Source organism: uncultured Sphingomonas sp. (genome assembly GCF_913774285.1).
Lineage (GTDB): Bacteria > Pseudomonadota > Alphaproteobacteria > Sphingomonadales > Sphingomonadaceae > Sphingomonas.
Genome location: NZ_CAJYHX010000026.1, coordinates 142,893 through 167,767 on the forward strand (window position 1 = coordinate 142,893; position 24,875 = coordinate 167,767).

The following is a 24,875-nucleotide window of genomic DNA, read 5'->3' on the forward strand; positions in this document are numbered from 1 at the left end:
GTTGCCGGGCCGGTCCGCGCCCGCTATCCCCGATGCCCATGAAGCTCATCATCGGCAACAAGGCCTATTCGTCCTGGTCGCTCCGCGGCTGGCTCGCCTGCAAGCTCTCCGGTCTCCCGTTCGAGGAGACGGTCGTGCCGATGTACGACCAGGATTGGGACAAGCGCCGCCAGGGCGCCGAATTCGCCCCCTCCTCGGGCAAGGTGCCGATCCTGTGGGATGGCGACGCGGTGGTGTGGGACAGCCTGGCGATCGTCGAATATCTCAACGACAAGACGGGTAACACGCTGTTTTGGCCGGAGGACCCGGCCGCCCGCGCGATGGCGCGGTCGATGGCGGCGGAAATGCATTCCAGCTTCACCGCGCTGCGCAGCAAGCACAGCATGAACGTGCGCCAAGTCTATCCGGCCGCGCCGGTAGATGCGGACGTGGCAGCCGATCTCGAGCGGATCATGGAGCTTTGGGCGCAGGCCCGCGCCCGCTATGGCAGCGAGGAGCCCTTCCTGTTCGGCGCGTTCGGCGCGGCCGACATCATGTTCGCACCGGTGGTGACTCGGATCGTCACCTATTCGCTTCCCGTCCCCCGCTTCGCCCAGAGCTACATGCTCGCGGTGCTCCAGCATCCCTTTATGCAGGATTGGATTGCCGGGGCGCAGGAAGAGGAGTGGGTGATCGAGAAGTACGAGCTGCCGGTGGTGTGACATAACCATCTAAGCCCCTCCTCCTTGGAGGAGGGGTTGGGGTGGAGGGATTCCAGAACATCGGTTGGTCTCGGTGAGATACAGCCCCACCCCAATCCCTCCCCTGAAGGGGAGGGGCTTAGATCTGGCCCTACTTCAACCGCTCGGTGTCGTACCGCGTCCCGTCCTTGCGGAAATAGCCCTCCGGCGTGAACACCATGTCGATGTCGGGATATTCTCCGGTCCCTCGGGGCCCCGCGCCGATCGCGAGGAACACGGCATCCGACTCGGACCGGTTCTGCAGATGATGCCCGTCCGCCACCCCGGCCGGAAACGCCGCGCAGTCGCCCGCAACCAGCAGCGTCTCGCCGCCCTCCTCCACCAGCACCGCCACGCCCGCCAGCATCACGACGAACTCGTCCTCCTGGTCGTGCCAGTGGCGCTGCGACGACCAGGCGCCGGGCTTGAGCACGACATGGCTCACCCCCATCGCGGTCAGCCCGCTCGGCGGCGCCAGCCGGCGATACCAGCGCCCCGCCACCGGCGCGTCGAACGGTGGTGGATAGCCGGTGGCGTTGGTCTGCGGGATTGTATCCAGATCCAGCTTGGGCAATGTCGCCTCCCTTGTATGTGGGAGGTAGTGTGCCGGACGTCGTCGAACTCACCAAGGCCCTGATCGGCGCCGAAAGCGTCACGCCCGCGCGCGGTAGCGTGTTCGACGTGCTGGAGCAGGCGCTCTTGCCCCTGGGTTTCCGCGTCGAGCGCTTCGTCGAAGGCGAGGCGCCCGACGGCCCGGTCGAGAACCTGCTCGCGGTGCGTGGGCATGGCGGCCCGCACTTCGCCTTTGCCGGCCATCTCGACGTCGTGCCCCCCGGGGAGGGTTGGACCAGTGGCGCCTTCGCCCCCGAAATCCGCGGCGAGCTGCTTTACGGCCGCGGCGCGGTCGACATGAAGGGCGCGATTGCCGCCTTCGTCGCGGCGGCTGCCCAGGTGCCCGCACGCGGCACCACCAGCCTGATCATCACCGGCGACGAGGAAGGCCCCGCCACCTACGGCACGCCCAAGCTGATCGAACGCATGACCGAGCGCGGGCTCGTCCCCGATTGCTGCGTCGTCGGCGAGCCAACCTCGGCGCACCGGCTGGGCGACACGATCAAGATCGGCCGGCGCGGATCGACGGTGATCGACATCGCCGTGATCGGCCGTCAGGGCCATGTCGCCTACCCGCACCTCGCCGACAATCCGGTCCCTCGCCTCGTCCGCGCGCTGGCCGAGATCGACGCGATCGTGCTGGACAAGGGCAATGCCTGGTTCCAGCCGTCGAACATCGAGGTGATCGACTTGGGCGTCGGCAACAAGGCGACCAACGTCATCCCGGGCCGTGCCGCCGCGCGGATCAGCATCCGCTTCAACGACCAGCAGCGCGGGCCCGATCTGATCGAGCGCATCCGGGAGGTGGTCGCGCGCCACGCCCCGAATGCCGAGGTGCATGGCCGTGTCTATGGCGAGGCGTTCCTCACCGAACCCGGCCCGCTGTCAGAGTTGGTCAGCGGCGCGATCCGCGACGTGCTGGGGGTGGATGCGGAGCTGTCGACCACCGGCGGCACTTCGGACGCCCGCTTCCTGTCGCGCGTCTGCCCGGTGGTGGAATTCGGCCTGCTCAACGCGACGATGCACAAGCTGGACGAGGCCGTAGCGCTCGCCGATCTGCGCGCGCTGACGGACGTATATGCGGAGATCTTGCGCCGGGTGTAGCGCGTCAGGCGCTTACGCGGCGCGGCGCCATGTCCTGTACCCAGGCAAGGAAGTCTGCCTCGCCCATCGGCGCGCCGATCGCATAGCCCTGCAGCACATCGCAGCCGATCACGCGCAGCACCGCGGACTGGGCCTCGCTCTCGATTCCCTCGGCCACGGCCTCGCAACCGATGCCGTGGACGAGGCCGATCACCGCCTGGGCGACGGCGCGTGCCTCCGGGTTGGTCGCGACGTGCTCTATCAGGCTGCGATCGAGCTTCACCCGGTCGATCGGCAGCCGCCGAAGGCGCGCAAGGTTCGAATAGCCGGTGCCGAAATCGTCCACCGCGATCGTGGCGCCCGCCGAACGCAGCGTCGCGATCGCGCGCAGCACGTCCTCCGAGCAGTGCATCGCCAGCGTCTCGCTGATCTCCAGCTCGAGCAGCCGGGCGGGCGCCTGTGCCGCGAGCATCGCCGCGCGGAGGTGGCGGAAGAAGCTGGCATGGTCGATCTGGCGCTGGCTGACGTTTACCGCCAGCCGCTGCTCGATGCCGAGCCGGGCCCAGCGCGCGATGGTGTTCGCCACCGTCGCCACCACCCAATCGCCGATCTCGACGATCAGCCCCGTCTCCTCGGCGCGCTGCAGGAACGAACCCGGCAACTTGGTGCCGTCGGGATGCTGCCAGCGCAGCAGCGCCTCGGCGCCGACGATCGCGCCCGTGCTCGCCGAAACCTGCGGCTGGAAGACCAGCGCGAATTCGTCATGCTCGATCGCGGCGCGAAGCTCGGTCTCCAGCCGCGCACGCGCGATCATCTGCGCGGCGAGGCCGTCGCTGAACGTCTCGACCCGGCCGCGGCCCTGGGTCTTGGCCTGGTACATCGCGGCGTCGGCGGCCCCCATCAGCTCGTGCAGCGTCACGCCGTGATCGGGATAGAGCGCCAGCCCGACCGACGCCCCGATGCAGACCTGCTGGCCGGCGAGATCGAACGGTTCGCACAGCGCCTCGAGCACCTTCTCGCCCACCCGCTGGCGGGCATGCGGATCGGGCAGGTCGGCGAAGAACAGCGTGAACTCGTCGCCGGCGAGGCGGCCGATCAGCGGCGTTTCGCCATGGTTGAACGCGGCGCACTGGTCGCCCACCGCACGCAGCCGGTGGGCGACCATGCCGAGCAGCACATCGCCCACCGCATGGCCGAGCGTGTCGTTGACAGCCTTGAACCGATCGAGATCGATGAAGAACAGCACCGCGCGGGCCTCTTCGTGCGCGTCTTCGAGCATCCGCTCGGCACTGCGGCGGAAATGCGGGCGGTTGGCAAGCCCGGTCACCGTGTCGAACATCGCCAGCCGGTGCACGCTCTCCAGATTGCCGCGAAGCTTGAGAAACAGCTCATCCATCGACTCGGCGAGGCGCGGGGCGCCTTTTGCCAGCGCGGTCGGCAGCGGACTTTCGAGATCACCCAGCGCTGCGCTGTGCAGGCGATCCACCGCGGCAGCGAGCGCGGCGTTGCGGCGCGGTTGGAGCAGGATCAGCACGGCGAGGACGGAGAGCACCGTCAGCGGCACCGCCAGCGCGACGGCGACGCCCAACACGTTCAAGGTCGCGCCCGCCGCCCATGCCGCGCCGACGAGCAGGCAGGCCGCAAGCGCAGCGGCGCTCGCAACTCCCCTTCCGATGCCTCGCTCCCCCCAGCGCATTGTCGATCGACGCTCCAAAGATCCCCAGCGGCGCCGATAGTAGATGGCGCAGCGGTAGACTTCGCATGCATTAGTTAAGAAACTCCGGTGTTCTACGAAGACCGGGGCCGTCGCAACACAATGTACAGCGCCCCGGCACCACCATGCCGAGGATGCGCCTGACGTACTGCGGCAATTTTGTCGGAATGCCGCGAGGCCGCCAACCAGTCGCCGACCGCCGCGCGGATTGCGCCGCGCGCGTGCGGCCGCTCCGACTCGGGCCGCGGCGGCTTGCCGGTGACCAGCAACAACACGCGGTCGCCATGCGCGATTGCCTGGGCGAGCCCGGCGTCGAGTCGATCATAGGCGGCGTGGAGGTTATGCCCGTGGAGGTCTATCGAACTTTCCGGCGCCACAAGACCGCGCGACAGCCTGCGGTCCCAGCTCGCATCCAGCGTGCGGCGCTCGTGCGAGTCGGGCATCGGCGTGGAGAGCGTGATCGCGGGGCGGGCGGGCCGAGTAGGCACCAGCTTGCCGACCGGTACGTCGAGCGCCATGCGGGCCGGCGGAGCAGCCCGCTTGGGCGCGGGCTCAGCCGCCGGCTCCGGCGGCAGCCGCTTGGGCGCAGCGCGGACGTGGAGCGGCGTCACGCTCGCAATCACCTTCTGCCACAGCGCCGCTTCCTCGGGCGCCAGATCGCGGCGCCCGCGCCCGCTCATGGCTGAGGGATCGTGGGCTGAGGAGTCGTCGGCTGGGGCATGGTCGGCTGGATCGCGCTCAGCCGGGCAAGCGTGCCCTTGGGTAGCAGCAGCCAGGCGGTGCCGCGCGCGGCCATGCCGCCGGCGATTGCGCGCGCATCGTCCCCTGCGCCCCAGAAGGTATCGACGCGGTTGGCGCCCTTGATCGCGCCGCCGGTATCCTGCGCCACCCACAGCCCGCTCGCATCGGTGCGGTCCATCGACAGGAACAACGGTGCGCCCAGGGGCACGAACTTCGGGTCCGCCGCCACGCTGGTCCAGCCGGCGACGGGATAGCCCATCGCGCCCAGCGGCCCCGCGCCGTCCAGTTCCTTGAAGAACACGAAGCTCTTGTTCTCGCGCATGATCGCGCGGCCTTCTTCAGGGTGCGCGCGCAAATAGGCGACGATGCCCTGCATCGAGGTCTGGCCGGGGCCGAGCAGCCCGCGATCCTTCATCAGCTTGCCGATGCCGGTATAGTCGCGGCCGTTCTGCCCGGCATAGCCGATGCGCAGCACCTCCCCGCCCGGCCCCTTGAGCCGGCCCGAGCCCTGCACCTGCAGGAAGAACATCTCGATCGGATCGGCCGCCCAGGCGACCACGGGGGCGTGCCCCTCCAGCGCGCCCTGCTCGATCTGGGTGCGATCGTAATAGGGGACGAACTGGCGGCCATCGACCCGGCCGCGGATCTTCTTGCCCTTCAGCGCATCGGAGAAGAGCCCGAGATCGACCTCGATCAGATTGTCGGGCACGCCGTAGACCGGCACGTCATAGCCCGAGCGGCGCGTGCGGACGCCGGCGATCTCGGGCTCGTAATAGCCGGTGGCGAAGGCGGCGCCGTTGCCGACCTGCACCGTCTCGAACCACTGCGCGAAGAAGAGCGCGGCATCGCCCGACCAGCTTGCCGCGGCGGCACAGGCATTGGTCCAGTCGGCGCCGGTGGTGAGGCCGGACGCGTCGGTACGCCGCAGCAGCCCCGGACAGCTGAGCTTGAACGCGGCGAGCGCGCGCTTGGCATTGTCGGACGTGATCGGCAGCGTCTCGATCGCCGGACCGGCGACCAGCCCTGCCATCGCCGCGGTGGTCGCGCCGGTGGCGACGGGTGCGGCCGGCATCGCGGGCAGCGGAGTCGCGGCGGTCGGCTGGCGGGCGGGAAGATTTGCAGGCGTCTCGGGCAGCGCGGCACCCGGGCGCGGACGCTCGGGCGCGGGTTCAGGCCGTGCGGGCGCCGGGCGCGTCGGCGCCGGCCGCGTGCCCGCTTCCGGGGGAACGATGCTGCTCGAACACGCGCCGAGCAGCCCCGCAAGCGCCAATCCCCCGATGATACGCATACCGCCCCTCAGGCTTCGTCGGTCTCGACCAGCTTCCAGTTCGGATCGTCGCTGCGCAGCTTGCGGGCGAAGGTCCAGACGTCGTGCGTGGTCACCGCGTCGCTCAGCGAGCCGGCGATGACATTGCCCTCGGCATCGCGGGTCACCGCGACGATATCGGCATCGAAGCGCACGGTGACGCGCGCCACCTTGTTCTCCACGCCCGCTTCGGAAATCGTCGCGCGCTCGATCGACACGAGGCGGTTGTCGAGCACTTCGCCCGTCGCCTTGCGGTCGGTGATCGCCTGCTCGAACGCGGCGCGCACCTCGTCGTCGACGAGGAAGCGCAGCGTTTCCTCGTCGCCCTTCCAGAAGGCCTCGAGCACCATGCGATAGGCGGACTTGGCGCCTTCGAGGAACTTGGCGACGTCGAAGCTCGGATCGGCCGAGACGACGGCGCGCAGGCCCGTCTCCGCACCCGAGTCGATCGTGCGATTCGCCGAGTCGCGGACCTCGGGCAGCGCCTCGATCGTCCGCGTCACGGGCGGCGCGGCAATGCGCTCCTCGGCAGGCTTGGGCAGCGGCTGCTCATGCCCGGTACGCTTGCCGAGTACCGCATACAGCCGAAGCGCCAGGAAACCGGCCACCATCGCGAACAGAATGACGTAGAACACTGGCCCTCCAAAGCCTCCGTCTCTAGTACATAGGCCTTCGTGCCCCGGGATTCAAACCGTACGATGGGCCGTGCGATTGCACCACCGGCACACGCCTGCTAGTCGCTTGCCCCGTAACGCGCCAAGGGCGCGAAATTCTCCTGCATAAAGAGGAAAGTTGGATGGCCGAGAACGACACCTACGCCGGCATGGGCGTTGAAGGCGGCGCGGACGATGCGCCCCAGGCGGGCGTGCTCTCGCAATATGTGAAGGACCTGTCGTTCGAGAATCCGAACGCACCGGCGATCTACCAGCAGCAGACGCCCCCGGCGATCGACGTGCAGTTCAACATCGGCTCGAACAAGGTCGGCGAGGACGTGTACGAGGTCGCGCTCAAGATTGAAGTCCGCGCCCAGGCCGGCGAGCAGGTCGCGTTCATCGTCGACCTCACCTATGCGGGCCTGTTCGCGCTCCGCAACATCCCGCAGGAAGCGCTCGATCCGTTCCTGCTCGGCGAAGCGCCGCGCATCCTGTTCCCGTTCGCGCGCCGCGTACTGGCCGACCAGGTCCGCGACGGCGGCTTCCCGCCGCTGATGCTGGAGCCGATCGACTTCGCCGGCATCTACATGCAGCAGCGCGCCCAGCAGGAAGGCGCGATCGGCTTCGAAGAAGCCGGCCACGCCTGATCCGGGCTGCAGCCTGAATTCGGGGGCGCGCCGCACGTCGGTGGCGCCCCCTTTTCTTTCTAGGACGGCGAAATCTCGATGAAGCTTGTGCGCAGCCTGGGTTCGGTGGGCGGTCTCACGCTCGCCAGTCGTGTCCTCGCGCTGGTCCGCGATTCGCTCCAGGCGCGCTATGTCGGCGCCAATTTCGCGTCGGACGCCTTTCTCGTCGCCTTCCGCCTGCCCAACATGTTCCGCGCCTTCTTCGCCGAGGGCGCGTTTGCATCGGCCTTCATCCCGATGTTCAACCAGAAGCTGGGCGTGAACGGCGAGCGCGGCGCGGCCTATGACTTCGCCGAGCGCACGCTTTCCGTCCTCTTCGCCGTCCTGCTCGTGCTGACGCTGGTAGCCCTCGCCGCCGCCTGGCCGCTCACCTTTGCCCTTTCCTGGGGGTTCGAGAAGCAGCATCCGACACCAGAACAGTTCGCCTTCGCGGTGCAGCTGTCGCGGATCACCATTCCCTATCTGATGCTGATCTGCCTCGCCTCGCTGCTGGGCGGCATCCTCAATTCGCTCGACAAGTTCTGGGTCAACGCCGCGGCACCGATCCTGCTCAACATCGCGATGGTGACAGGCCTGTTCTTCTTCCACGGCACGCCGGAGGAAACCGCGCGCGTCCAGGCCATCACGGTGCCGGTAGGGGGCCTGCTCCAGCTGGGCTGGCTGGCGCTGGCATGCCGTGCCTCGGGCGTTTCCCTCCGCCCCCGCCTGCCCCGCCTCGACAATGACGTGCGGCGACTGATGAAACTGATCCTGCCTGCCGCGGTAGGCGCGGGCGCGGTGCAGCTGAACCTCGTCATTTCCACCTCGCTTTCGGGCAAGCTGCTCGGCGAGGGTTCGATCTCGTACATCTATTATGCCGATCGGCTGAACCAGCTGCCACTGGGGATGATCGGCATCGGCCTCGGCACCATCCTGCTCCCCACCATCTCGCGCCTGCTAAGCGCCGGCAAGGAGGCCGAGGCGATGGAGACGCAGAACCGGGGCATGGAACTGGCGCTGTTCCTTACCCTGCCCGCGATGGTCGCGCTGATCGTCTCGGCCGAGCCGATCGTGCGCGGGCTGTTCCAGTACGGCCATTTCACCCCCGAAGACACGGTGAAGTGCGCCTGGGCACTAGCGGGCTTCTCGATCGGCCTGCCCTCCTACATCCTCGTCAAGGTGCTGACCCCCGGCTTCTATGCCCGGCAGGACACCCGGACGCCGGTACGCTTTGCGATGATTTCGGTAGCGGTAAACATCGCGGCCAATCTCGCGCTGATCCCACTGATCGCCCATCTCGGCCCGCCGCTCGCCACCGCCCTCTCCTCCACCGTCAACGTGACGATGCTGTACCTCGCGCTGCGCAAGCGCGGCCATTTCACGATCGACGCGCAGCTCGCGCGCCGGGTGCCGCGTCTTGCGCTCGCCGCGATCCTGATGGGCGTGGCGCTGTGGGCGGGCGCCGGACTGCTCGACCCGTGGCTCAACGGCCGAATTTGGGAGCGCTACATCGGCCTCACCCTCCTCGTCGGCGCGGGCTGCGCGATCTATGTCGCCGCCTGCTTCGCCACCCGCGCCTTCCTCCTTTCGGACATCAAGGCGCTGGTCCGCCGCCGCGCCGCGCGGTAGAGCGCCCGCGTCCTGGCAATTCGCGCGGCCGCAAGCACCCCCGCCGCCATGGACCCGCGGCCGGTCCAACGGCCGAACGGTCAACCGGGTGCGGAGTGAATATCAATGCGCGTCGTCTCGGGCATCCAGACCACCGGCAACCTTCACCTCGGCAATTATCTGGGCGCCATCAAGCAGTGGGTCGCGATGCAGGATCAGGGCGAATGCCTGTTCTTCCTCGCCGACCTCCACGCCCTCACCGGCAGCATCACGCCCGCCGAGCTCGCCAACTCGACGATCGAGATGGCAGCCACGCTGTTCGCCGCGGGCATCGACGATCGCTCGATCCTGTTCAACCAGGCGCGCGTTCCTGCCCATGCCGAACTCTGCTGGATCCTCCAGGGCACCGCGCGGATGGGCTGGCTGAACCGCATGACCCAGTGGAAGGACAAGGCCGGCAAGAACCGCGACGGCGCCAGCGTCGGGCTGTTCACGTACCCGGTGCTCCAGGCCGCCGACATCCTCGTCTACCAGGCGTCGCATGTGCCCGTGGGCGAGGACCAGAAGCAGCATCTGGAACTCACCCGCGACATCGCCACCAAGTTCAACCAGGACTTCGGCGTCGAGCTGTTCCCGCTGCCCGAGCCGCTGATCAGCAAGGCCGCGCCGCGGATCATGAGCCTGCGCGACGGCAATGCGAAGATGTCCAAGTCGGACCCGTCGGACCTCAGCCGCATCAACCTGATCGACGACAACGACACGATCGCCGCCAAGTGCCGCAAGGCCAAGACCGATCCCGAGCCGCTGCCGGATTCGTTCGATGCGCTGGCGGAACGGCCGGAAGCACGCAACCTGGTGACCATCTTCGCGGCGCTGGCGGACCGCGATCCGCAATCGGTGGTGGCAGAATATGCCGGCCAGGGCTTCGGCGCGTTCAAGCCGGCGCTGGCGGACCTGACGATCTCGGTACTCGGCCCGATCCGCGAGCGGCTGACCGCGTTGCTGGATGATCGCGCCGAGGTGGGTGCCAAGCTCGCCAAGGGTGCGAGCCGAGCGAGCGCGCTGGCGGCGCCGACGCTCAAGGCGGCGCAGCAGGCGGTCGGGCTGCAGGTGTAACCTCCTTCCCTTCTAAAATCCCCCTCCCGCTTGCGGGAGGGGCTAGGGGAGGGTGCGTGAGGGTAGCGGGCGATCCGTGGAAAGGAAGGGAGGCGGGCTGAGCGCGCTTCTTTGAACGCGTGCTCTGCTTCCCGCACACACCCTCCCCCTACCCCTCCCGCAAGCGGGAGGGGAGAATGTAAGGCCCTCCCCCTCGCGGGAGGGCATATGCTCAGTGCGTGAAGCTCTTCACCAGCGAGCCGGCGACCAGCGCCCAGCCATCGACCAGCACGAAGAAAATGATCTTCATCGGCAGCGCGATCGTCGTCGGCGGCAGCATCATCATGCCCATCGCCATCAGCACCGCGGATACCGCCAGGTCGATCACCAGGAACGGCAGCAGCAGCAAGAAGCCGATCTCGAACGCGCGGCGCAGTTCGGAGATCATGAAGGCCGGCGCCAGCGTGGTCAGCGGCGTCTCGGCACGGGTTGCGATCTTCTTGTTGGCGAGGTCCGCGAACAGCTTCAGATCGCTGTCGCGCACCTGGCCGAGCATGAACTGGCGGAAGGGCTCGGTGGTCTTCTCGAACGCGGCAACCTCGGTCAGCTTGCCCTTGGTATAGGGATCGACGCCCTCGTTCCACGCCTTCTCGAAGGTCGGCGCCATCACGAAGAAGCTGAGGAACAGCGCCAGGCTGATGATCACCGGGTTCGGCGGCACGCCGGGCGTGCCGATGCCGGTGCGCAGCAGCGACAGCGCCACCACCATGCGGGTGAAGCTGGTCACCGTCATCAGCAGGCCCGGGGCCAGGCTGAGCACGGTCAGCATCAGCACCAGCTGGATGGCCTTGGCCGAAAGCGGCCCCTCGCCGCCGATGCTGATGGTCGCGCCCTGCGCCGCCGCCTGGGCGGCGGGCGCAACGGCCTGCGCGTGCGCCGCGACCGGCAGCACGATCAGCAGTGCGGCCGCGGCAAGTAGTTTACGCATTAAGAGCCTCACGCACGGCGCGCTTGTTCCAGCGCGTGGTGTCGCGCGGAATACGCGTGCGCGAGGGCGTCGCCCGAGTCTTGCGGGCTCGCGGTGCCGCCTCGGCGGCGACCTCTTCCGCCTGCTCAGTATCGGCGGCGGGCTCGGCGTCGTTCGCTGCCATGGGCAGGCTCTGCGCAGGCTCGGCGGCGGCGACGACGGGTGCCTCTTCCACCGGCGTTTCCGGCACGACCTCGGCCGCCGGGGACGCGTCCGGGCGCACCCGATCCACCATCGCCTTGAAGTCGAGCTTGCCGGCCAGCTTGGCCACGCCCGCCTTGAGCACCGCCAGATCATCCTCGATCTTGGCAGCACCCTCGGCTGCAGCCGCGGTGGCTTCGGCCACCGGCTGCGGCGGCGCGACGATGCCGGTCTCGATCGTGGCATGGCCCTCGGGGCCGATGAAGATCAGGTGCTCGCAGCCATCGCGGCGGATCAGCGCGACCGAGCGCTTGGCGTCCACCGCCAGCCGCTCGACCAGTTCCACCCGCTTGCGTCCCCCACCGGTCACGCGGCCCGGCAGCTTCAGATCATAGCGGCGAACAAACCACAATGCCGTTGCCAGCATCCCCAGCACCAGGCCCAGCGCGCCCAGCGTACGCAGCATCGACAGCAGATCCATTAGTGGCGCGACTTCTTTACGAGTTCGGAAATTTCGAGCGACATGACTTCGCCGTCGACGAGGATGCGGCCCAGCGCGACCAGCTCGCCATTGACATAGACCATGCTGGGATCGTCCTGCCCGCAATCCAGCGGGATCATCGCCCCGCGGCTCATCTGCAGGATCTGCCGGACCGGCACTTCGGTCGAACCGAGCACCACCGACATTTCGATCATGATTCCATCGAGTACGGACATGCGTCTCCCTTTCCCCCTGACTTATAGGAACCTTTTTTCCGCCCCCGGCGCCCAGCCCGGCAAAATTTGCCTACAATGATGGCGTGGGCCGCTTTCAGGCCTCGTGGAGGATCAACAATGGATTTGGATGCTTCGCTGGGCGTTTCCGCCTCGGGTCTGCGCGCGCAGTCGCTGCGGATGCGCACCATCGCGGAAAATCTCGCGAACCAGGATTCGGTCGCCGATACCCCGGGCGGCAATCCCTATCGCCGCAAGGTCGTGAGCTTCCAGGCCGCGGTAGACCGCGCCAATGGCGGCACCGGCGTGAAGGTGAAGTCGATCCAGAACGACCAGTCGGATTTCGTAAAGGTCTATCAGCCGGGTCACCCGGCGGCGGATGCGCAGGGCTATGTGCTGCGTCCCAACGTCAACGGCCTGATCGAGACCGCCGACATGAAGGCTGCGCAGCGCAGCTACGAAGCCAATCTCAACGCCATCGAAGCGGCCAAGAGCCTGACGATGCGCACCATCGATCTGCTCAAGTAAGGAATTCGGATCATGTCCATCGGAGCATTGGACGCCAGCAAGGCCTATGGCCGCGCCGCGTCGATCGGCAACACCCTCAGCAAGGCGGCCGGCGGCAACGACAACGGCGGTGACCAGCAATCGGGCTTCGGCGCGATGGTCGAGAACCTCGTCGGCGGCACCGCCGACAAGCTGCGCACCGCGGAGACAGCCTCGGCGAAGCAGGTTGCGGGCAAGGGCGACCTGATCGACGTCGTCACCGCGATCGGCGCGGCCGAAACTGCGCTCGACACCATGGTCGCAGTGCGCGACCGCGTGGTCGGCGCGTATTCCGACATCATGCGCATGCAGATCTGACGAAGGCACGCCGCGACATGACGCCCGCGCAACTGATCGGCCTCACCGAATCCGCGCTGATGCTGATTCTCACCGTTGTCGGGCCGCTGCTGCTGACGTCGCTGATCGTCGGCGTGTTCGTCGGCCTGCTCCAGGCCCTCACCCAGATCCAGGAAACCACCCTCACCTTCGTGCCCAAGCTGGTCGCGATGGGGCTGGTGTTCCTGCTCATGCTGCCCACGATCGGGCAGGCGCTTGGCCAGTTCATGGCCAAGATCAGCGACATGATCATCCACGGATGATCGTCCCCCCCGATCTCGCGCTGCAGGTTTCGGCCTTCTTCATCGTCTTCGCGCGGGTCGGGGCGGTGCTGATGCTGCTTCCCGTCTTCGGCGAGGACGCGATCCCCGGCCGCATCCGCCTGTTCATCGCCTTCGCCATGTCGTTCGCGCTCTACGGCCTGATCGGCGAACCGGCCCGCGCCGCGGTGCAGGCCGGCGCCGTGCTCCCCGCGATCCTGGTGACCGAGCTGATCACCGGGCTCGCCATGGGGATGATCGTCAAGATCCTGTTCTTCGCCATCTCGATGGCAGGCTCGCTGATGAGCCTCCAGGTCGGCCTGTCCTCGGCGGTGATCTTCGATCCCTCGCAGTCCGGCCAGGCGCCGATCCTGTCCAAGATGGTTGGCATCGTCGCTGCGCTGGTGTGCATGGGCATGCAGGTGCATCACCTGTGGCTGGGTGCGATCGTCCATAGCTACCAGACCTTCCCGATCGGCGGCATGCCGCCGATGCACGATTTCGCCGAGCTGGCGGTCGAGGCGATAGGGCGATCGATGACGCTGGGCATCAGCCTTGCCGCCCCCTTCCTCGTCTACGGCATCGTCTTCAACGTGGCGCTCGGCCTCGCCGCCCGCGTCGCGCCGGCGATCCAGGTCTTCTTCATCGCCCAGCCGCTCAATCTGCTGCTCGGCATCGCGCTGATGATCACCACCCTCGGCACCATGCTCACCTTCTTCGCCCAGACCATGGGCGACGTGCTGCAAAAGGGCTGGTGATGGCGGGCGGCGGCGACGATTCGGACGACAAGACCCAGGAACCTACCGACAAGAAGCTCGAGGACGCGCGAAAGCGCGGCGACGTGCCGATGGCGCCGGAAATGCGCCACGCTGTCATGTTCGTCGCGGCGCTGGTGGTGATGGGCGGCCTCGGCACCTACACGGTCCAGCAGATGGGCAATCTGTTCGTCCGCCTGTGGGGCGGCGCCGACGATTTCCGGATGGAGCCCGACGGCGCGCAGAGCTTCGCCACCGGCCTGTTCGGCGCGGTGGGTACCACGCTCGCGCCGATCCTCGCCGCGCTGTTCGGCTTCGCGATCCTGGGCGGCGTGCTCCAGGGCCGGCCGATGATCAGCTGGTCGCGCGTCAAGCCCAAGTGGAACAAGCTCAATCCGATGAACGGCGCCAAGCGCCTGTTCGGCAAGCAGGCCATGGTGGAGTTCCTCAAGACCTTCGCCAAGCTCTGCCTCGTCGGCGGCATCGGCGCGGCGATCGCCTGGCCGCATGCCGCGACGATCGACCGGCTGGTCGGCGCCGACCTGGTCGATACCGGCGCGGCAGCGAGCGATATCGTCCATTCGATGCTCCGCCCGATCGCGACGCTGGTCGGCGCGCTCGCGCTGTTCGACTTTGTCTGGCAGCGCCGCTCGTTCATGAAGCGCATGCGCATGAGCCTTCAGGAAGTGAAGGACGAGTACAAGCAGAGCGAGGGCGATCCCAAGATCAAGGCCAAGATCCGCAGCATGCAGATGCAGCGCTCGCGCAGCCGGATGATGTCCAACGTCCCCAAGGCCAGCGTCGTCATCACCAACCCGACCCACTACGCCATCGCGCTCCAGTACGACCATGGCAGCATGGGCGCGCCGGTGGTGGTGGCCAAGGGCGTCGACACGATCGCGCTCAAGATCCGCGAGATCGCGACCGAGCACAACATCCCGCTCGTCGAGAACCGCCCCCTAGCCCGAGCGCTCTATGCCAGCGCCGAACTCGACCAGCCGATCCCGGTGGAGCATTATGCTGCGGTGGCCGAGGTAATCAGCTACGTCCTGCGGATCGCGCGCGGCCTGCGCTGAGGGCGATTCCGACGACAAATTTGATAATGCGATTGACTCGCAATACACGGCATCCCTAAAGGCTCGGCCAGAGAACGAGACCCAAAGGGATTTGCCGGATCATGCACCTGTCGCTTCGCACCGCCTTGCTCACTACCGCGCTGATCGTCCTGCCGGGCGTTGCCATCGCGGGCCCGGACGGCGCGGCCGACAACGACGACCAGCAGAGCCAGATCGTCGTCACCGGCATCGCCACCCAGCCCTCGCGCAGCGCCACCGGCCTGACGCTCACCCCGCGCGAGACGCCGCAGTCAATCACGGTCATCGACCGTACCCGGATCGAGGATTTCCAGCTCACCAACATCAACGACCTGCTCGACCAGACTGTCGGCATCAATGTCGAGCGCGTCGAGAGCGACCGGACCTATTACAACTCGCGCGGCTTCGACATCACCAGCTTCCAGGTCGACGGCATCGGCCTGCCGCTGCCCTATGGCATCCAATATGGCGACCTAGACACCGCGCTGTTCGACCGGGTGGAGGCGATCCGCGGCGCCAATGCGCTGATGACCGGCGTGGGCAACCCGTCCGCCACGATCAACTATGTTCGCAAGCGCCCCACCGACACGCTGCAGGCGACCGCCACCGCACAGGCGGGCTCGTGGAACCGCTGGCGCGGCGAGGCCGACGTATCGGTACCGGTCACCGATACGGTCGGCGTCCGCGCCGTCTATGCGCACGAGCAGCGCGACAGCTATCTCGACTACAACCACGTCAACCGCAACGTGTACGGCCTGATCGCCGAGTGGAAGGTGACGCCGCAGCTCACCGCCACGATTGGCTACAGCCGCCAGGACAATGATGCCGACGGCGTGCTGTGGGGCGCGCTGCCGCTAACCTATACCGATGGCAGCCGCATCCCCTATGCGCGCTCGGCGACCACCTCGGCGCCCTGGACCTATTGGGACACCACGGACCAGCGCGCCTTCGGCGAGCTCGCCTATGATCTGGGCAGGGGCTGGCAGGCCAAGGGCGTGTTCACCTATGCCAACAACAAGCAGCAGGCGCGGCTGCTTTATGCCTTCGGCGCGCCGGACAAGGCGACCGGGCTCGGCATTCAGGGCCAGGTCGGCGCCTATCCGTCCGAGACCGACCAGTATCTCGGCGACCTCACCGCATCGGGCCCGCTGCACCTGTTCGGCCGCGAGCACCAGCTGTCTTTCGGCGTCTCGACCGGCCGGCTCGACAACCGCCAATGGCAAGGCAGCGGCAAGAGCTATGTCGCCTATCCCGCGGTGCCGAACCTCTCCAGCGCGGTGATCGCCGATCCGGGCACCTTGCCCATCACGCTGGAGGCCGACAGCCGCACCGAGGTGACCCGCGCGTACGGCGCCGCGCATCTCAACGTCACCGATCGGCTGAAGGCGGTGGTCGGCGGCAGCGCGACCTGGCTCAAGTCGAGCGGATATTCCTACGGCGCCGACCAGTATCGCAAGAACAGCCGCGTCAGCCCCTATGCCGGGCTTACCTACGACCTGACCAAGAACATCTCGGTCTACGCAAGCTATACCGACATCTTCAATCCGCAGATCGAGGTGGACGCCCGCGGCCGCCGGCTCGCCCCGGTGACCGGCACCAGCATCGAGGGCGGGTTCAAGACCGAATGGTTCGGCGGCCGGCTCTACGCCACCGCCTCGCTGTTCCGCGCCAAGCAGAAGAACCTCGCGACCTTCGCCGGCACCTTCGGACCCGGCGATCCCGGCCAGCCGGGTTCCAGCTATTACAGCGGCCTCGACACCACCTCGCGCGGCTTCGAGATCGAGCTGGCGGGCAAGGTGACCGACAACTGGACGATCAGCGGCGGCTATACGGGCCTCGAGGTCGAGGACGATGCCGGCAAGGCGGCGCGCGTGTTCATCCCGACCAAGAGCCTCAAGCTCGCGACCACCTACACCGTGCCCGAACTGCGCGACCTCAAGATGGGCGCCCAGCTGCGCTGGCAGAACAAGATCCGCAGCCCGGACTTCACCGTCACGCAGAACGACTATGCGGTGCTTGATCTGATGGCGAGCATCCGCCTGGTCGATCATGTCCGCGCCGCGATCAACGTGCGCAACGTGACCGACAGCACGTATCTGGGCAGCGTGATGTGGGGCCAGGCCTTCTACGCCGCGCCGCGCAACGTGCTCGGCAGCATCACCTTCAGTTACTGAGGCAGGGCATGGGGGCGCATCTCCGCAGAGGCTGGGGCTACCGGGCGAACATCGCGACGCGCGCGGTGGCCGGCAGCCTCGGCGCCTATCTGGTCGCGGCGTGCTTCGCCGCGGCGGCGGCGCGCACCCTGCCCCTCCCCCGGCTCGAGGCGATCGTGCCGGCGACGATGCTTGCCTTCCTCGTCGCGCCGGTGGCGACGATCTGGGCCTTTCTCGCCCCCGGGCCCTTGCGCGCGCTGGGCGGCATTCTTGCCGCCGCCGCGCTGCTCGCGGGCATTGCCTGGGCGGCCGGGATGCCCGCGGCATGAGCGTGGTGCGCGACGGCGCGCGCCAGGCGATGGCGTGGCTGCACGGCTGGACCGGGCTGCTGCTCGGCTGGGTGCTGTTCGTGATGTGCCTGGGCGGCACGCTCAGCGTGTTCAAGCCCGAGATCGGCCGCTGGATGCGCCCTGAGACCGTCGCGACGGCCGACCGCGCCACCGCGCTAACCGCCGCCGGCGCATGGCTCGGCAAGAACGCGCCCAAATCGTTCGGCTGGTACCTCACCCTGCCCAACGACCGGATGAACACGACCGAGGCGACCTATGATCCCGGCACCGGCTTCGTCTATCGCGCGCTCGACCCCGTCTCCGGCGCGCCCGCCCCGCGCGAGACGCTGGGCGGCGAATTCTTCTACCGGCTTCATTTCGAGCTGCAGCTGCCCTTCCCCTGGGGCCGGCTGCTCGCCTCGCTCGCCGCGATGGTGCTGCTGCTCGGCCTGATCACCGGGATCATCGCGCATCGGCGGATCTTCAAGGATTTCTTCACCTTCCGCCCCGCCAAGGGCCAGCGCTCCTGGCTGGACGGGCATAATGCGGTGGGCGTGCTGGCGCTGCCCTTTCACCTCATGATCAGCTTCACCGGCCTGCTGACGCTGGCGACCCTCAACATGCCCTGGGTGATCAGCGCCAATTACGGGAAGGACACGGCGGCGATGTTCCAGGCCTTCCAGCCCGGCCATGTCGACCGCCCCGCCGCAGGCAAGCCAGCGCCGCTCGCGCCCCTCGCACCGATGCTGGCGGAGGCCGAGCGGCGGCTGGGCAGGCCGGTCGGTCGGGTGACGGTCGAACATCCCGGCGATGCTGCCGCGACGGTGACCATGTTCCGCGACGATGCACGCCAGATCGCCTATGCCGCAGGCGCGGTGAGCTTCGACGGCACCACCGGCCGCGTTCTCGCCGACTTCACCGAGAACCGCCCGGCATTGCAGACCTACGGCGTAGCCTATGGCCTCCACCTCGCCCGCTTCGCGCCACTGGCGACGCGCTGGCTCTACTTCCTCTGCGGCGCGATGCTGACGCTGGCGGTAGCGAGTGGGATGGTGCTGTGGGTGGTCAAGCGCCGCGAACGCGCGCCGCTGAGCCTCGGCAACCGCATCGTCGAACGGCTCAACGCCGGCGTGCTGGCGGGCGTGCCGATCGGCTGCGTCGCCTTTCTGCTGGCCAACCGGGCGCTGCCGCTGGGCATGGCCGATCGCGCAGGTGCCGAGGTCTCGGTCGCGCTGTGGAGCGTTGCTGCGTCGCTGGCGATCGGTGCCGTGCTCGCACCAAAACGGAGCTGGCCGCTGCTGCTGACACTCCTCGCGCTCGGTTGCGTGGCAGCCGCGCTTCCCGGCGGCGCCTTTGCGAACAGCGTGCAGACGAGCGTTAGCCTCACCCTGCTGGCCACCGCCGTCGGCTTCGGCTGGCTGAGCCTGCGCCAGTGGCGCCCCCGTCCTGCCCCGGCACGCCGCCGAACCCGCGAGCAGCTCGCATGATTGCCGCAGGCCTGACGCTGCTCGGCATGTTTGCGCTCGCCGCAGCCATGCCCCGCCACGCGCCGGCGCTGCTGGGGGCATGGGAACGCCGGGTGCCGGCCGCGCGGTTGCGGATCGCCGGATGGGCGCTGCTGCTGGCAGCGCTCGCCGCCAGCCTCACCACATCCGACTGGCCGCTCGCCCTGGTGACCTGGGGCGGCGTACTGCCTTTCAGCGCCGCGCTCGTCCTGCTGGGCCTGACCTATGACGTCCGCCTCGCGCGCGGTGCGGCCGTACTGGGCGCGCTCGCCATCCTCGCGGGGCTGCTCCGCTAGAGGTTGGCCTGTTCCTCCACCGGCAGCTCGGCATCGGGAGGATAATAGAGCGTCGCGCATTCCGCGGCGAGGCAGCCGCCCTCGATCACGATGTCGTCGCGATAGGCATCGCCGATGAAGCTCAGCGTATCGACATGCTTCGCCTCGAAATACATCGCATGCACGTCCTCGCGCCCGGCGCCGTACACCACCCGCCCCACCTTCGACCAGATCGAGGCCATGGTGCACATCCCGCAGGGCTGCAGCGTCGAGTAGAGCGTCGCCCCGCGCAGCTCGAGTTCGCCGGTGCTCTCGCAGGCGCGGCGGATCGCCATCATCTCGGCATGGGCGGTGGCGTCGGGCAGCTCATGCGTCTGGTTGCGCTCGGCCGCGAGCACCTTGCCGTCGAGCACGATGACGCAGCCGAGCGGTGAGGTGGAGGGATCCGATCCTTTCGACCGCGCCACTTCGATCGCCATCCGCATCCACTGTTCGTCGTTCGCTATCATATCGTCCGGCTCCCTATCGAGAGCGCAACGCGCAAGGACGGCGTTCGCCGCCAGCCCCAAGGGGAAGTGCTCAGTCCTTGCAGACGAGGATCAGCGCATAGCCCATCGAACCGCCGGGATTAGGCACGTTCACATTTTCCAGCTCGAGGCGCTTGCAGGATTGATCGTCCTTCTTGGTCGCTGCGTCCCCACGGGCCTCCTGCTCGGGGACCCGAGCCTTGTCGGCCGTGCGGCAAGCCTCCGTCTTCTCTGCCGCGGCCACATAGGCCGCCCGCTGCTGCTTCGCCCAGGCAGCGGCAGCCACATCCCCGCGCGTCCTCTTGACCTGTATGTAGCCGTAGACGAGGTCGCGCTTCTGCGCTTCGGACATCGCGTCAAACCAGCACTGCCCCGCTTGCTGCATGCCTGTCGGCAACGCAGCAACAGTGGAGAGGCTCGCAACCGTCAATAGAGAGAGCAGCATCGGGGACTCCTATGTCCATCCGATGCTAAGCGGCAACTTGGAAACGAGCACGTGCGCCCTCCACGAACGGGCGCAATTATCGAACGCCCCGTGGTTTTTCTGCTAGCGAAGCCGCCGATGCAGCACGAGTGCATCGACGAATCCACGTGCCGGATCGTCGAACGCATCGGGTACCCGGCCCACCGTTTCGAAGCCCAGCGCCTGCCACAGCCGCACGGCGGGCGCGTTGCTGCTGACCACGAAGTTGAACTGCATCGCGCGAAACCCGCGCGCCCGCGCCTCAGCGAAGCTGTGCTCGGCCATGGCGCGCGCGACGCCGCGGCCGCGCGCGGCCGGGTGGGTCGCATAGCCGCAATTGGCAACATGCGCGCCCCCGCCCGCCTGATTTGCGCGGAGATAATAGGTGCCCAGCACCTGCCCTTCCGCCTCCGCGACGAAGCTCGCGCGATCGGGCCCCAGCCAATACGCCAGCGCCTCGTCGCGCGGCATGTCGCGATCTAGTGCATAGGTCTCGCCGGCGCGAATCACCGGCTCCAGGATTGCCCAGATCGCCGCGCCGTTCTCCGGCGCGGCTGGGCGAATCGCCGGACTCACCCCTCCAGGGTGCGCATCAGCGCGCGGACCGCGCCGTCGATCTCGACATCCTTGCTGCGCAGATCCTCGATCCGCTTGACCGCATGGATCACCGTCGAGTGGTCGCGGTTGCCGAACTTGCGGCCGATCTCGGGCAGTGAGCGCGTGGTCAGCCGCTTGGCGAGGTACATCGCGATCTGGCGCGGGCGTGCGATCGCCACCGCGCGGCGGGCCGAAATCAGGTCGAGCTGCTTCACCTCGAAATGAGTCGAGACCGCGCGCTGGATCTCGTCGATCGTGATGCGGCGCTGGCTGGTGCGGAGCACTTCGCCGAGCACGCTGGTCGCGAAATCGATGGTGATCGATTCGTTCGACAGGCTGGCATAGGCGACCAGACGGTTGAGCGCGCCTTCGAGCTCGCGGACGTTGGTGGTGATTCGCGCCGCCAGCAGGTCGGCGACCTCGGCCGGCATATCGACCGCCGGCATGTCCTTCAGCTTGCGCTCGACGATCGCGCGGCGAAGGTCCAGCTCGGCGGGCTTGATGTCCGCGACCAGCCCGGCGCCAAGGCGGCCGACGAGGCGCGGCTCGAAGCCTTCCAGCGCCTGGGGGGCGCGGTCGGCAGCGATCACCAGCCGCTTGCCGGCGCTCATGAACTCGTTGACCGTGTGGAAGAATTCTTCCTGGGTCGCGTCCTTGCCGCCGATGAACTGGAGATCGTCAATCATCAGCAGGTCGACAGAACGCAGCCGGGTCTTGAACGCCAGCGTATCCTTGTTGCGCAGCGCCTGGACGAACTCGAACATGAAGCGCTCGCCGGTCGAATAGATCGCGGTCGCGCCCGGATTCGCCTCGAGGAAGGCGTGGCCGATCGCGTGCATCAGGTGCGTCTTGCCCTGGCCGGTGCCGGCATGGAGGTAGAGCGGGCTGAACATCGGCACGCCCGGCTGCGCGACGGTACGCGCTGCGTTGAAGGCGACGCGGTTCGTCGTGCTCACCACGAACCGGTCGAAGGTGAAGCGCGGATCGAAGGCCGGGCGCTCGGCCGGCTCAACCAGCGTTTCCTTGCGCGGCGCGGGCGCCGGCTCGGCGCTGAGCACGCGCTGCTCGGCATCCTGCAGCGTCTCCAGCGTGACGGTGCGCACGTTCGGCAGCACCGCGCGGAATTCGAGCAGCAGGCGCTCGGCATAGTGATTCTTCACCCACTGGGTGAGGAACGGGGACGGCAGGCCGAGACGCACGGCGTGCGAATCGCTGCCCTCGATCAGGACCACGGGCTTCAGCCACTGGTCGAACAGCCGCTGGCCGGCCGAGCGGCGCAGGTTGGTGCGCACATGCGCCCAAGCCTTGGCGACGTCGCGGCCTTCCTCACGTTCCAGCGGTTGAACCTGAGTCACTGTGACGCACCCTTCCTTCGCGGGAATGACGATTCCCGCGTTCCAAAACCATTGTCGATCATGAGGCTCATCGCAGCCGGTCATGCCCCCGGAGACGCGCGATGAACTCGTTGTCCCCGACCAGCAGCGTGGCCGGGAGGTTCGTTGTAGGAAGCTCGAACTGAGTCGAGCAAGGGCCTGCCATGTAAACTTTCTGAAATAGTTTTGTTGACAGCCCGAACCCCTAGGAAAACCGTGGGGGTGCCGAAATTCTTGAACTATTACCGACAGTTAACATGGTAAAGCGAGAGTCGCTGGCGACCGAATCAGTACGACTCGTGGATTTGCGCGATTCACCTGCATTGCTCAAATTTTAACCATTTTTCGGGAGCACAGACGCGAAAAACCCCGCCGGACAGAGTCCGGCAGGGCTTTTCGTTACCGAATAGTTACGGTTAGGCGAGCGCTTGAAGACGCTTGTTGAGGCGCGAGAACTTGCGCGCTGCCGTGTTCTTGTGGAGCACGCCCTTGGCGACGCCCCGTGCGATTTCCGGCTGCGCAGCGGCGAGCGCTTCGGTGGCAGCGGCCTTGTCGCCTGCGGTCAGCGCAGCTTCGACCTTCTTGATGAAGGTACGGATGCGGCCAACGCGTGCACCGTTGATTTCGGCGCGGCGGTCGTTGCGACGGATGCGCTTCTTCGCTTGCGGCGTATTCGCCATTCGGTCTTGTTCCTGCTCGAAATGGGTGAGGCGCGGAAGCGAGCCCACGCCGGAAAGACGGGCCCTTTATCGGCTGTAGCGATTCGGGTCAATCCTTTCAGCGCTGGCATTTGCCACAATAGAAGGTGGAGCGCCCCGAATCCACGCGACGCTGCACGAGGCGGCCGCAAGAGCAGGGCTCCCCTTCCCGCCCATAGACCCGCCATTCCTTGGCGAAATAGCCCAGCTCGCCGTCCGGACGGGCATAGTCGCGCAAGGTGGACCCACCGGCGCGAATCGCCGCCTCCAGCACCTCGCGCACCGAATCGACCAGTTTCTCGAGCTTCGCCCTGCTGATCGCCCCCGCGGGCTTCGTCGGCGCGATGCCCGACAGGAACAGCGCCTCGCACACATAGATATTGCCGAGTCCGGCGACGATTCGCTGGTCGAGCAGCAGCGCCTTCACCGGGGCGATTCGGTCGGCGAAGGCCGCCACCAGATGCGCCGCGGTGAAGTCCGGCCCCAAGGGTTCCGGTCCGAGTGCCTTGAAGGCCGGCCATTCCGCCAGTTCGGACGTGGGCACCAGATCCATCGAACCGAATCGCCGGGGATCGTTGAGCGCCAGCCGGTGCCGCGCCGTCTCGATCACGACATGGTCGTGCTTGCCCAGCTCCGAAGGATCGATCCGCCAGCGGCCGGACATGCCGAGGTGGAAGACCAGCGTGTCCGCCCGGTCCGTATATATAAGGCCATATTTCGCGCGGCGGGACAGGCCGGTGACGGTCGCCCCGGTCAGCCGCTGGCCGAGATCGACCGGGAACGGGCGCCGCAGGTCCGCGCGATTCAGCAGCACGCGCTCGATCCGCTGGCCTTCCAGCACGGGGGCGAGGCCGCGAACGGTGGTTTCTACTTCGGGAAGCTCAGGCATCTGGCCGTACAGCTAGGAAGTGGCAGGCAGAATGTCACCCCAAGATCCTTCCCGGCACGGGGAGGGGACCGCGCGGCGCAGCCGCGTGGTGGAGGGGGGGGCCGCCAAACCGGACCAGCTCGTGTAGAACCCCCTGCACCATTCGCTGGCGCGAATGGTCCCCCTCCCCGTGCCGGGGAGGATCTAGAATGGCCCCTCAGCCCTCTTGGTTTGGCCGTCGCCTGCGGCTAAGGCACCCCCATGCCCGATACCGTCTCCTTCGGTTACGAAGACGTCGCCCCTGAGGACAAGACCCGCCGCGTCGGCGAGGTGTTCTCGAATGTCGCCAGCAAATACGACCTGATGAACGACGCGATGTCGGGCGGCATGCACCGGCTGTGGAAAGATCGCTTCGTCCGCCGGGTGAAGCCGCGCGCGGGCGAGCACATCCTCGACATGGCCGGCGGCACCGGCGACATCGCCTTCCGTATGGCGGAGAGCGGCGCCGCGATCACGGTCGCCGACATCAACCCGGAAATGCTGAGCGTCGGCGTCGAGCGCGCCGCCCAGCGCGGCATCGACGGGCTGGTGTGGACCGAGGCCAATGCCGAGACGCTGCAATTCCCCGATCGCTTCTTCGACGCCTATACGATCGCATTCGGCATCCGGAACGTGACCGACATCCCCAAGGCACTCCGCGAGGCGCACCGCGTGCTGAAGCGCGGCGGCCGCTTCTTCGTGCTGGAATTCTCGACCACCCAGTGGCCGGGCTTCGCCGAGATCTACGATGCCTATTCGCACAAGCTGGTGCCCAAGCTGGGCAAGCTGCTCGCGCAGGACGAGGACAGCTATCGCTACCTGATCGAATCGATCCGCCGCTTCCCCGACATGCCGAGCTTCGAGCGGATGATCGCCGAGGCAGGCTTCCGGCAGACCAAGGTGGAGCCGCTGCTCGGCGGGCTCGTCGCGATCCACAGCGGCTGGAAGATTTGATGGCAGACCCCGTTCGATCCTCCCC

The 24,875-nt window shown here is 67.5% G+C and carries 29 protein-coding genes; 15 read left to right on the forward strand and 14 right to left on the reverse strand.

Going from position 1 to position 24,875, the window contains the following annotated elements:
- Positions 1-38: 38 nt before the first annotated feature.
- Entirely contained in the window at positions 39-701 is a 663-nt protein-coding gene (locus QZ670_RS13645; protein ID WP_294256361.1) for a glutathione S-transferase family protein, read from the forward strand.
- A gap of 130 nt (positions 702-831) precedes the next feature.
- On the opposite strand, the gene QZ670_RS13650 is transcribed toward QZ670_RS13645, so the two are convergent.
- Positions 832-1,293, reverse strand: coding sequence for a cupin domain-containing protein (locus tag QZ670_RS13650; RefSeq protein WP_294256362.1), 462 nt, complete (start codon positions 1,291-1,293; stop codon positions 832-834).
- Here QZ670_RS13650 and dapE point away from each other — a divergent pair.
- On the forward strand, positions 1,293-2,435 hold the full coding sequence (gene dapE, locus QZ670_RS13655) for a succinyl-diaminopimelate desuccinylase (RefSeq protein WP_294256363.1): 1,143 nt from the start codon (positions 1,293-1,295) through the stop codon (positions 2,433-2,435). The genes QZ670_RS13650 and dapE overlap by 1 nt on opposite strands.
- A 4-nt stretch (positions 2,436-2,439) precedes the next feature.
- Here the strand turns inward: dapE and QZ670_RS13660 are convergent, their stop codons facing one another.
- From QZ670_RS13660 to QZ670_RS13675, 4 genes are all read right to left on the reverse strand, one after another.
- On the reverse strand, positions 2,440-4,005 hold the full coding sequence (locus QZ670_RS13660) for an EAL domain-containing protein (protein ID WP_294256449.1): 1,566 nt from the start codon (positions 4,003-4,005) through the stop codon (positions 2,440-2,442).
- A gap of 197 nt (positions 4,006-4,202) precedes the next feature.
- Positions 4,203-4,808 (reverse strand): Smr/MutS family protein, encoded by a 606-nt coding sequence (locus tag QZ670_RS13665; protein ID WP_294256364.1) that lies wholly within the window; start codon positions 4,806-4,808, stop codon positions 4,203-4,205.
- A complete protein-coding gene (locus QZ670_RS13670) occupies positions 4,805-6,157 on the reverse strand; it encodes a murein transglycosylase A (RefSeq protein WP_294256365.1) in 1,353 nt (450 codons plus the stop codon). The genes QZ670_RS13665 and QZ670_RS13670 overlap by 4 nt, the downstream gene beginning before the upstream one ends.
- Before the next feature lie 8 nt (positions 6,158-6,165).
- On the reverse strand, positions 6,166-6,810 hold the full coding sequence (locus QZ670_RS13675; protein WP_294256366.1) for a Tim44/TimA family putative adaptor protein: 645 nt from the start codon (positions 6,808-6,810) through the stop codon (positions 6,166-6,168).
- A 161-nt stretch (positions 6,811-6,971) separates the two neighbouring features.
- On the opposite strand from QZ670_RS13675, the gene secB reads away from it, so the two are divergent.
- From secB to trpS, 3 genes are all read left to right on the forward strand, one after another.
- On the forward strand, positions 6,972-7,475 hold the full coding sequence (gene secB, locus QZ670_RS13680; protein ID WP_121075744.1) for a protein-export chaperone SecB: 504 nt from the start codon (positions 6,972-6,974) through the stop codon (positions 7,473-7,475).
- Positions 7,476-7,553: 78 nt separating this feature from the next.
- Positions 7,554-9,122, forward strand: coding sequence for a murein biosynthesis integral membrane protein MurJ (murJ, locus tag QZ670_RS13685; RefSeq protein WP_294256367.1), 1,569 nt, complete (start codon positions 7,554-7,556; stop codon positions 9,120-9,122).
- A gap of 105 nt (positions 9,123-9,227) precedes the next feature.
- Positions 9,228-10,217 (forward strand): tryptophan--tRNA ligase, encoded by a 990-nt coding sequence (gene trpS / locus QZ670_RS13690; RefSeq protein WP_294256368.1) that lies wholly within the window; start codon positions 9,228-9,230, stop codon positions 10,215-10,217.
- A 211-nt stretch (positions 10,218-10,428) separates the two neighbouring features.
- Here trpS and fliP read toward each other — a convergent pair whose 3' ends face one another.
- Genes fliP through QZ670_RS13705 form a run of 3 tightly spaced genes read right to left on the reverse strand, consistent with a single transcriptional unit; the run spans position 10,429 to position 12,081 of the window.
- Positions 10,429-11,184, reverse strand: a complete 756-nt coding sequence (gene fliP, locus QZ670_RS13695; protein ID WP_294256370.1) for a flagellar type III secretion system pore protein FliP — start codon at positions 11,182-11,184, stop codon at positions 10,429-10,431.
- Positions 11,177-11,845 carry a flagellar biosynthetic protein FliO gene (locus tag QZ670_RS13700; protein WP_294256372.1) on the reverse strand — a complete coding sequence of 223 codons (669 nt, stop codon included), beginning with the start codon at positions 11,843-11,845 and terminating at the stop codon, positions 11,177-11,179. Before QZ670_RS13700 ends, fliP begins: the two co-directional genes overlap by 8 nt.
- Positions 11,845-12,081, reverse strand: a complete 237-nt coding sequence (locus QZ670_RS13705) for a FliM/FliN family flagellar motor switch protein (protein ID WP_121075729.1) — start codon at positions 12,079-12,081, stop codon at positions 11,845-11,847. Before QZ670_RS13705 ends, QZ670_RS13700 begins: the two co-directional genes overlap by 1 nt.
- Before the next feature lie 117 nt (positions 12,082-12,198).
- Between QZ670_RS13705 and flgC the strand changes: the two genes are divergently transcribed.
- The 9 genes from flgC to QZ670_RS13750 all read left to right on the forward strand — a co-directional run bounded on the left by flgC (position 12,199) and on the right by QZ670_RS13750 (position 19,352).
- The gene (gene flgC / locus QZ670_RS13710; RefSeq protein WP_121075727.1) at positions 12,199-12,606 is read left to right on the forward strand and encodes a flagellar basal body rod protein FlgC; all 408 of its coding nucleotides are present in this window, start codon (positions 12,199-12,201) and stop codon (positions 12,604-12,606) included.
- A gap of 12 nt (positions 12,607-12,618) precedes the next feature.
- Entirely contained in the window at positions 12,619-12,942 is a 324-nt protein-coding gene (locus QZ670_RS13715) for a flagellar hook-basal body complex protein FliE (protein WP_294256375.1), read from the forward strand.
- 17 nt (positions 12,943-12,959) lie between these two features.
- The gene (locus QZ670_RS13720) at positions 12,960-13,223 is read left to right on the forward strand and encodes a flagellar biosynthetic protein FliQ (protein ID WP_294256376.1); all 264 of its coding nucleotides are present in this window, start codon (positions 12,960-12,962) and stop codon (positions 13,221-13,223) included.
- Entirely contained in the window at positions 13,220-13,978 is a 759-nt protein-coding gene (gene fliR / locus QZ670_RS13725) for a flagellar biosynthetic protein FliR (RefSeq protein ID WP_294256377.1), read from the forward strand. The genes QZ670_RS13720 and fliR overlap by 4 nt, the downstream gene beginning before the upstream one ends.
- Positions 13,978-15,051 carry a flagellar biosynthesis protein FlhB gene (gene flhB / locus QZ670_RS13730; RefSeq protein ID WP_294256378.1) on the forward strand — a complete coding sequence of 358 codons (1,074 nt, stop codon included), beginning with the start codon at positions 13,978-13,980 and terminating at the stop codon, positions 15,049-15,051. The genes fliR and flhB overlap by 1 nt, the downstream gene beginning before the upstream one ends.
- A gap of 101 nt (positions 15,052-15,152) precedes the next feature.
- Positions 15,153-17,243, forward strand: a complete 2,091-nt coding sequence (locus tag QZ670_RS13735) for a TonB-dependent siderophore receptor (protein ID WP_294256379.1) — start codon at positions 15,153-15,155, stop codon at positions 17,241-17,243.
- An 8-nt stretch (positions 17,244-17,251) separates the two neighbouring features.
- Positions 17,252-17,551 carry a ketohydroxyglutarate aldolase gene (locus QZ670_RS13740; RefSeq protein ID WP_294256381.1) on the forward strand — a complete coding sequence of 100 codons (300 nt, stop codon included), beginning with the start codon at positions 17,252-17,254 and terminating at the stop codon, positions 17,549-17,551.
- Entirely contained in the window at positions 17,548-19,038 is a 1,491-nt protein-coding gene (locus tag QZ670_RS13745) for a PepSY-associated TM helix domain-containing protein (protein ID WP_294256382.1), read from the forward strand. The genes QZ670_RS13740 and QZ670_RS13745 overlap by 4 nt, the downstream gene beginning before the upstream one ends.
- On the forward strand, positions 19,035-19,352 hold the full coding sequence (locus QZ670_RS13750) for a DUF3325 domain-containing protein (protein ID WP_294256384.1): 318 nt from the start codon (positions 19,035-19,037) through the stop codon (positions 19,350-19,352). Before QZ670_RS13745 ends, QZ670_RS13750 begins: the two co-directional genes overlap by 4 nt.
- On the opposite strand, the gene QZ670_RS13755 is transcribed toward QZ670_RS13750, so the two are convergent.
- The 6 genes from QZ670_RS13755 to mutM form a co-directional block, all read right to left on the reverse strand.
- Positions 19,349-19,840 (reverse strand): nucleoside deaminase, encoded by a 492-nt coding sequence (locus tag QZ670_RS13755; RefSeq protein ID WP_294256385.1) that lies wholly within the window; start codon positions 19,838-19,840, stop codon positions 19,349-19,351. The genes QZ670_RS13750 and QZ670_RS13755 overlap by 4 nt on opposite strands.
- Positions 19,841-19,910: 70 nt before the next feature.
- Positions 19,911-20,303, reverse strand: a complete 393-nt coding sequence (locus QZ670_RS13760; protein ID WP_294256387.1) for a hypothetical protein — start codon at positions 20,301-20,303, stop codon at positions 19,911-19,913.
- A gap of 102 nt (positions 20,304-20,405) precedes the next feature.
- Complete coding sequence (locus QZ670_RS13765; RefSeq protein WP_294256389.1) at positions 20,406-20,897, reverse strand: GNAT family N-acetyltransferase; 492 nt, start codon at positions 20,895-20,897, stop codon at positions 20,406-20,408.
- On the reverse strand, positions 20,894-22,273 hold the full coding sequence (gene dnaA / locus QZ670_RS13770) for a chromosomal replication initiator protein DnaA (protein ID WP_294256390.1): 1,380 nt from the start codon (positions 22,271-22,273) through the stop codon (positions 20,894-20,896). The genes QZ670_RS13765 and dnaA overlap by 4 nt, the downstream gene beginning before the upstream one ends.
- Before the next feature lie 434 nt (positions 22,274-22,707).
- Positions 22,708-22,971, reverse strand: a complete 264-nt coding sequence (rpsT, locus tag QZ670_RS13775; protein ID WP_125977229.1) for a 30S ribosomal protein S20 — start codon at positions 22,969-22,971, stop codon at positions 22,708-22,710.
- Positions 22,972-23,068: 97 nt separating this feature from the next.
- Positions 23,069-23,878, reverse strand: coding sequence for a bifunctional DNA-formamidopyrimidine glycosylase/DNA-(apurinic or apyrimidinic site) lyase (gene mutM / locus QZ670_RS13780; RefSeq protein ID WP_294256392.1), 810 nt, complete (start codon positions 23,876-23,878; stop codon positions 23,069-23,071).
- A gap of 240 nt (positions 23,879-24,118) precedes the next feature.
- Between mutM and QZ670_RS13785 the strand changes: the two genes are divergently transcribed.
- Entirely contained in the window at positions 24,119-24,850 is a 732-nt protein-coding gene (locus QZ670_RS13785) for a class I SAM-dependent methyltransferase (protein ID WP_064310145.1), read from the forward strand.
- Positions 24,851-24,875 lie beyond the last annotated feature (25 nt).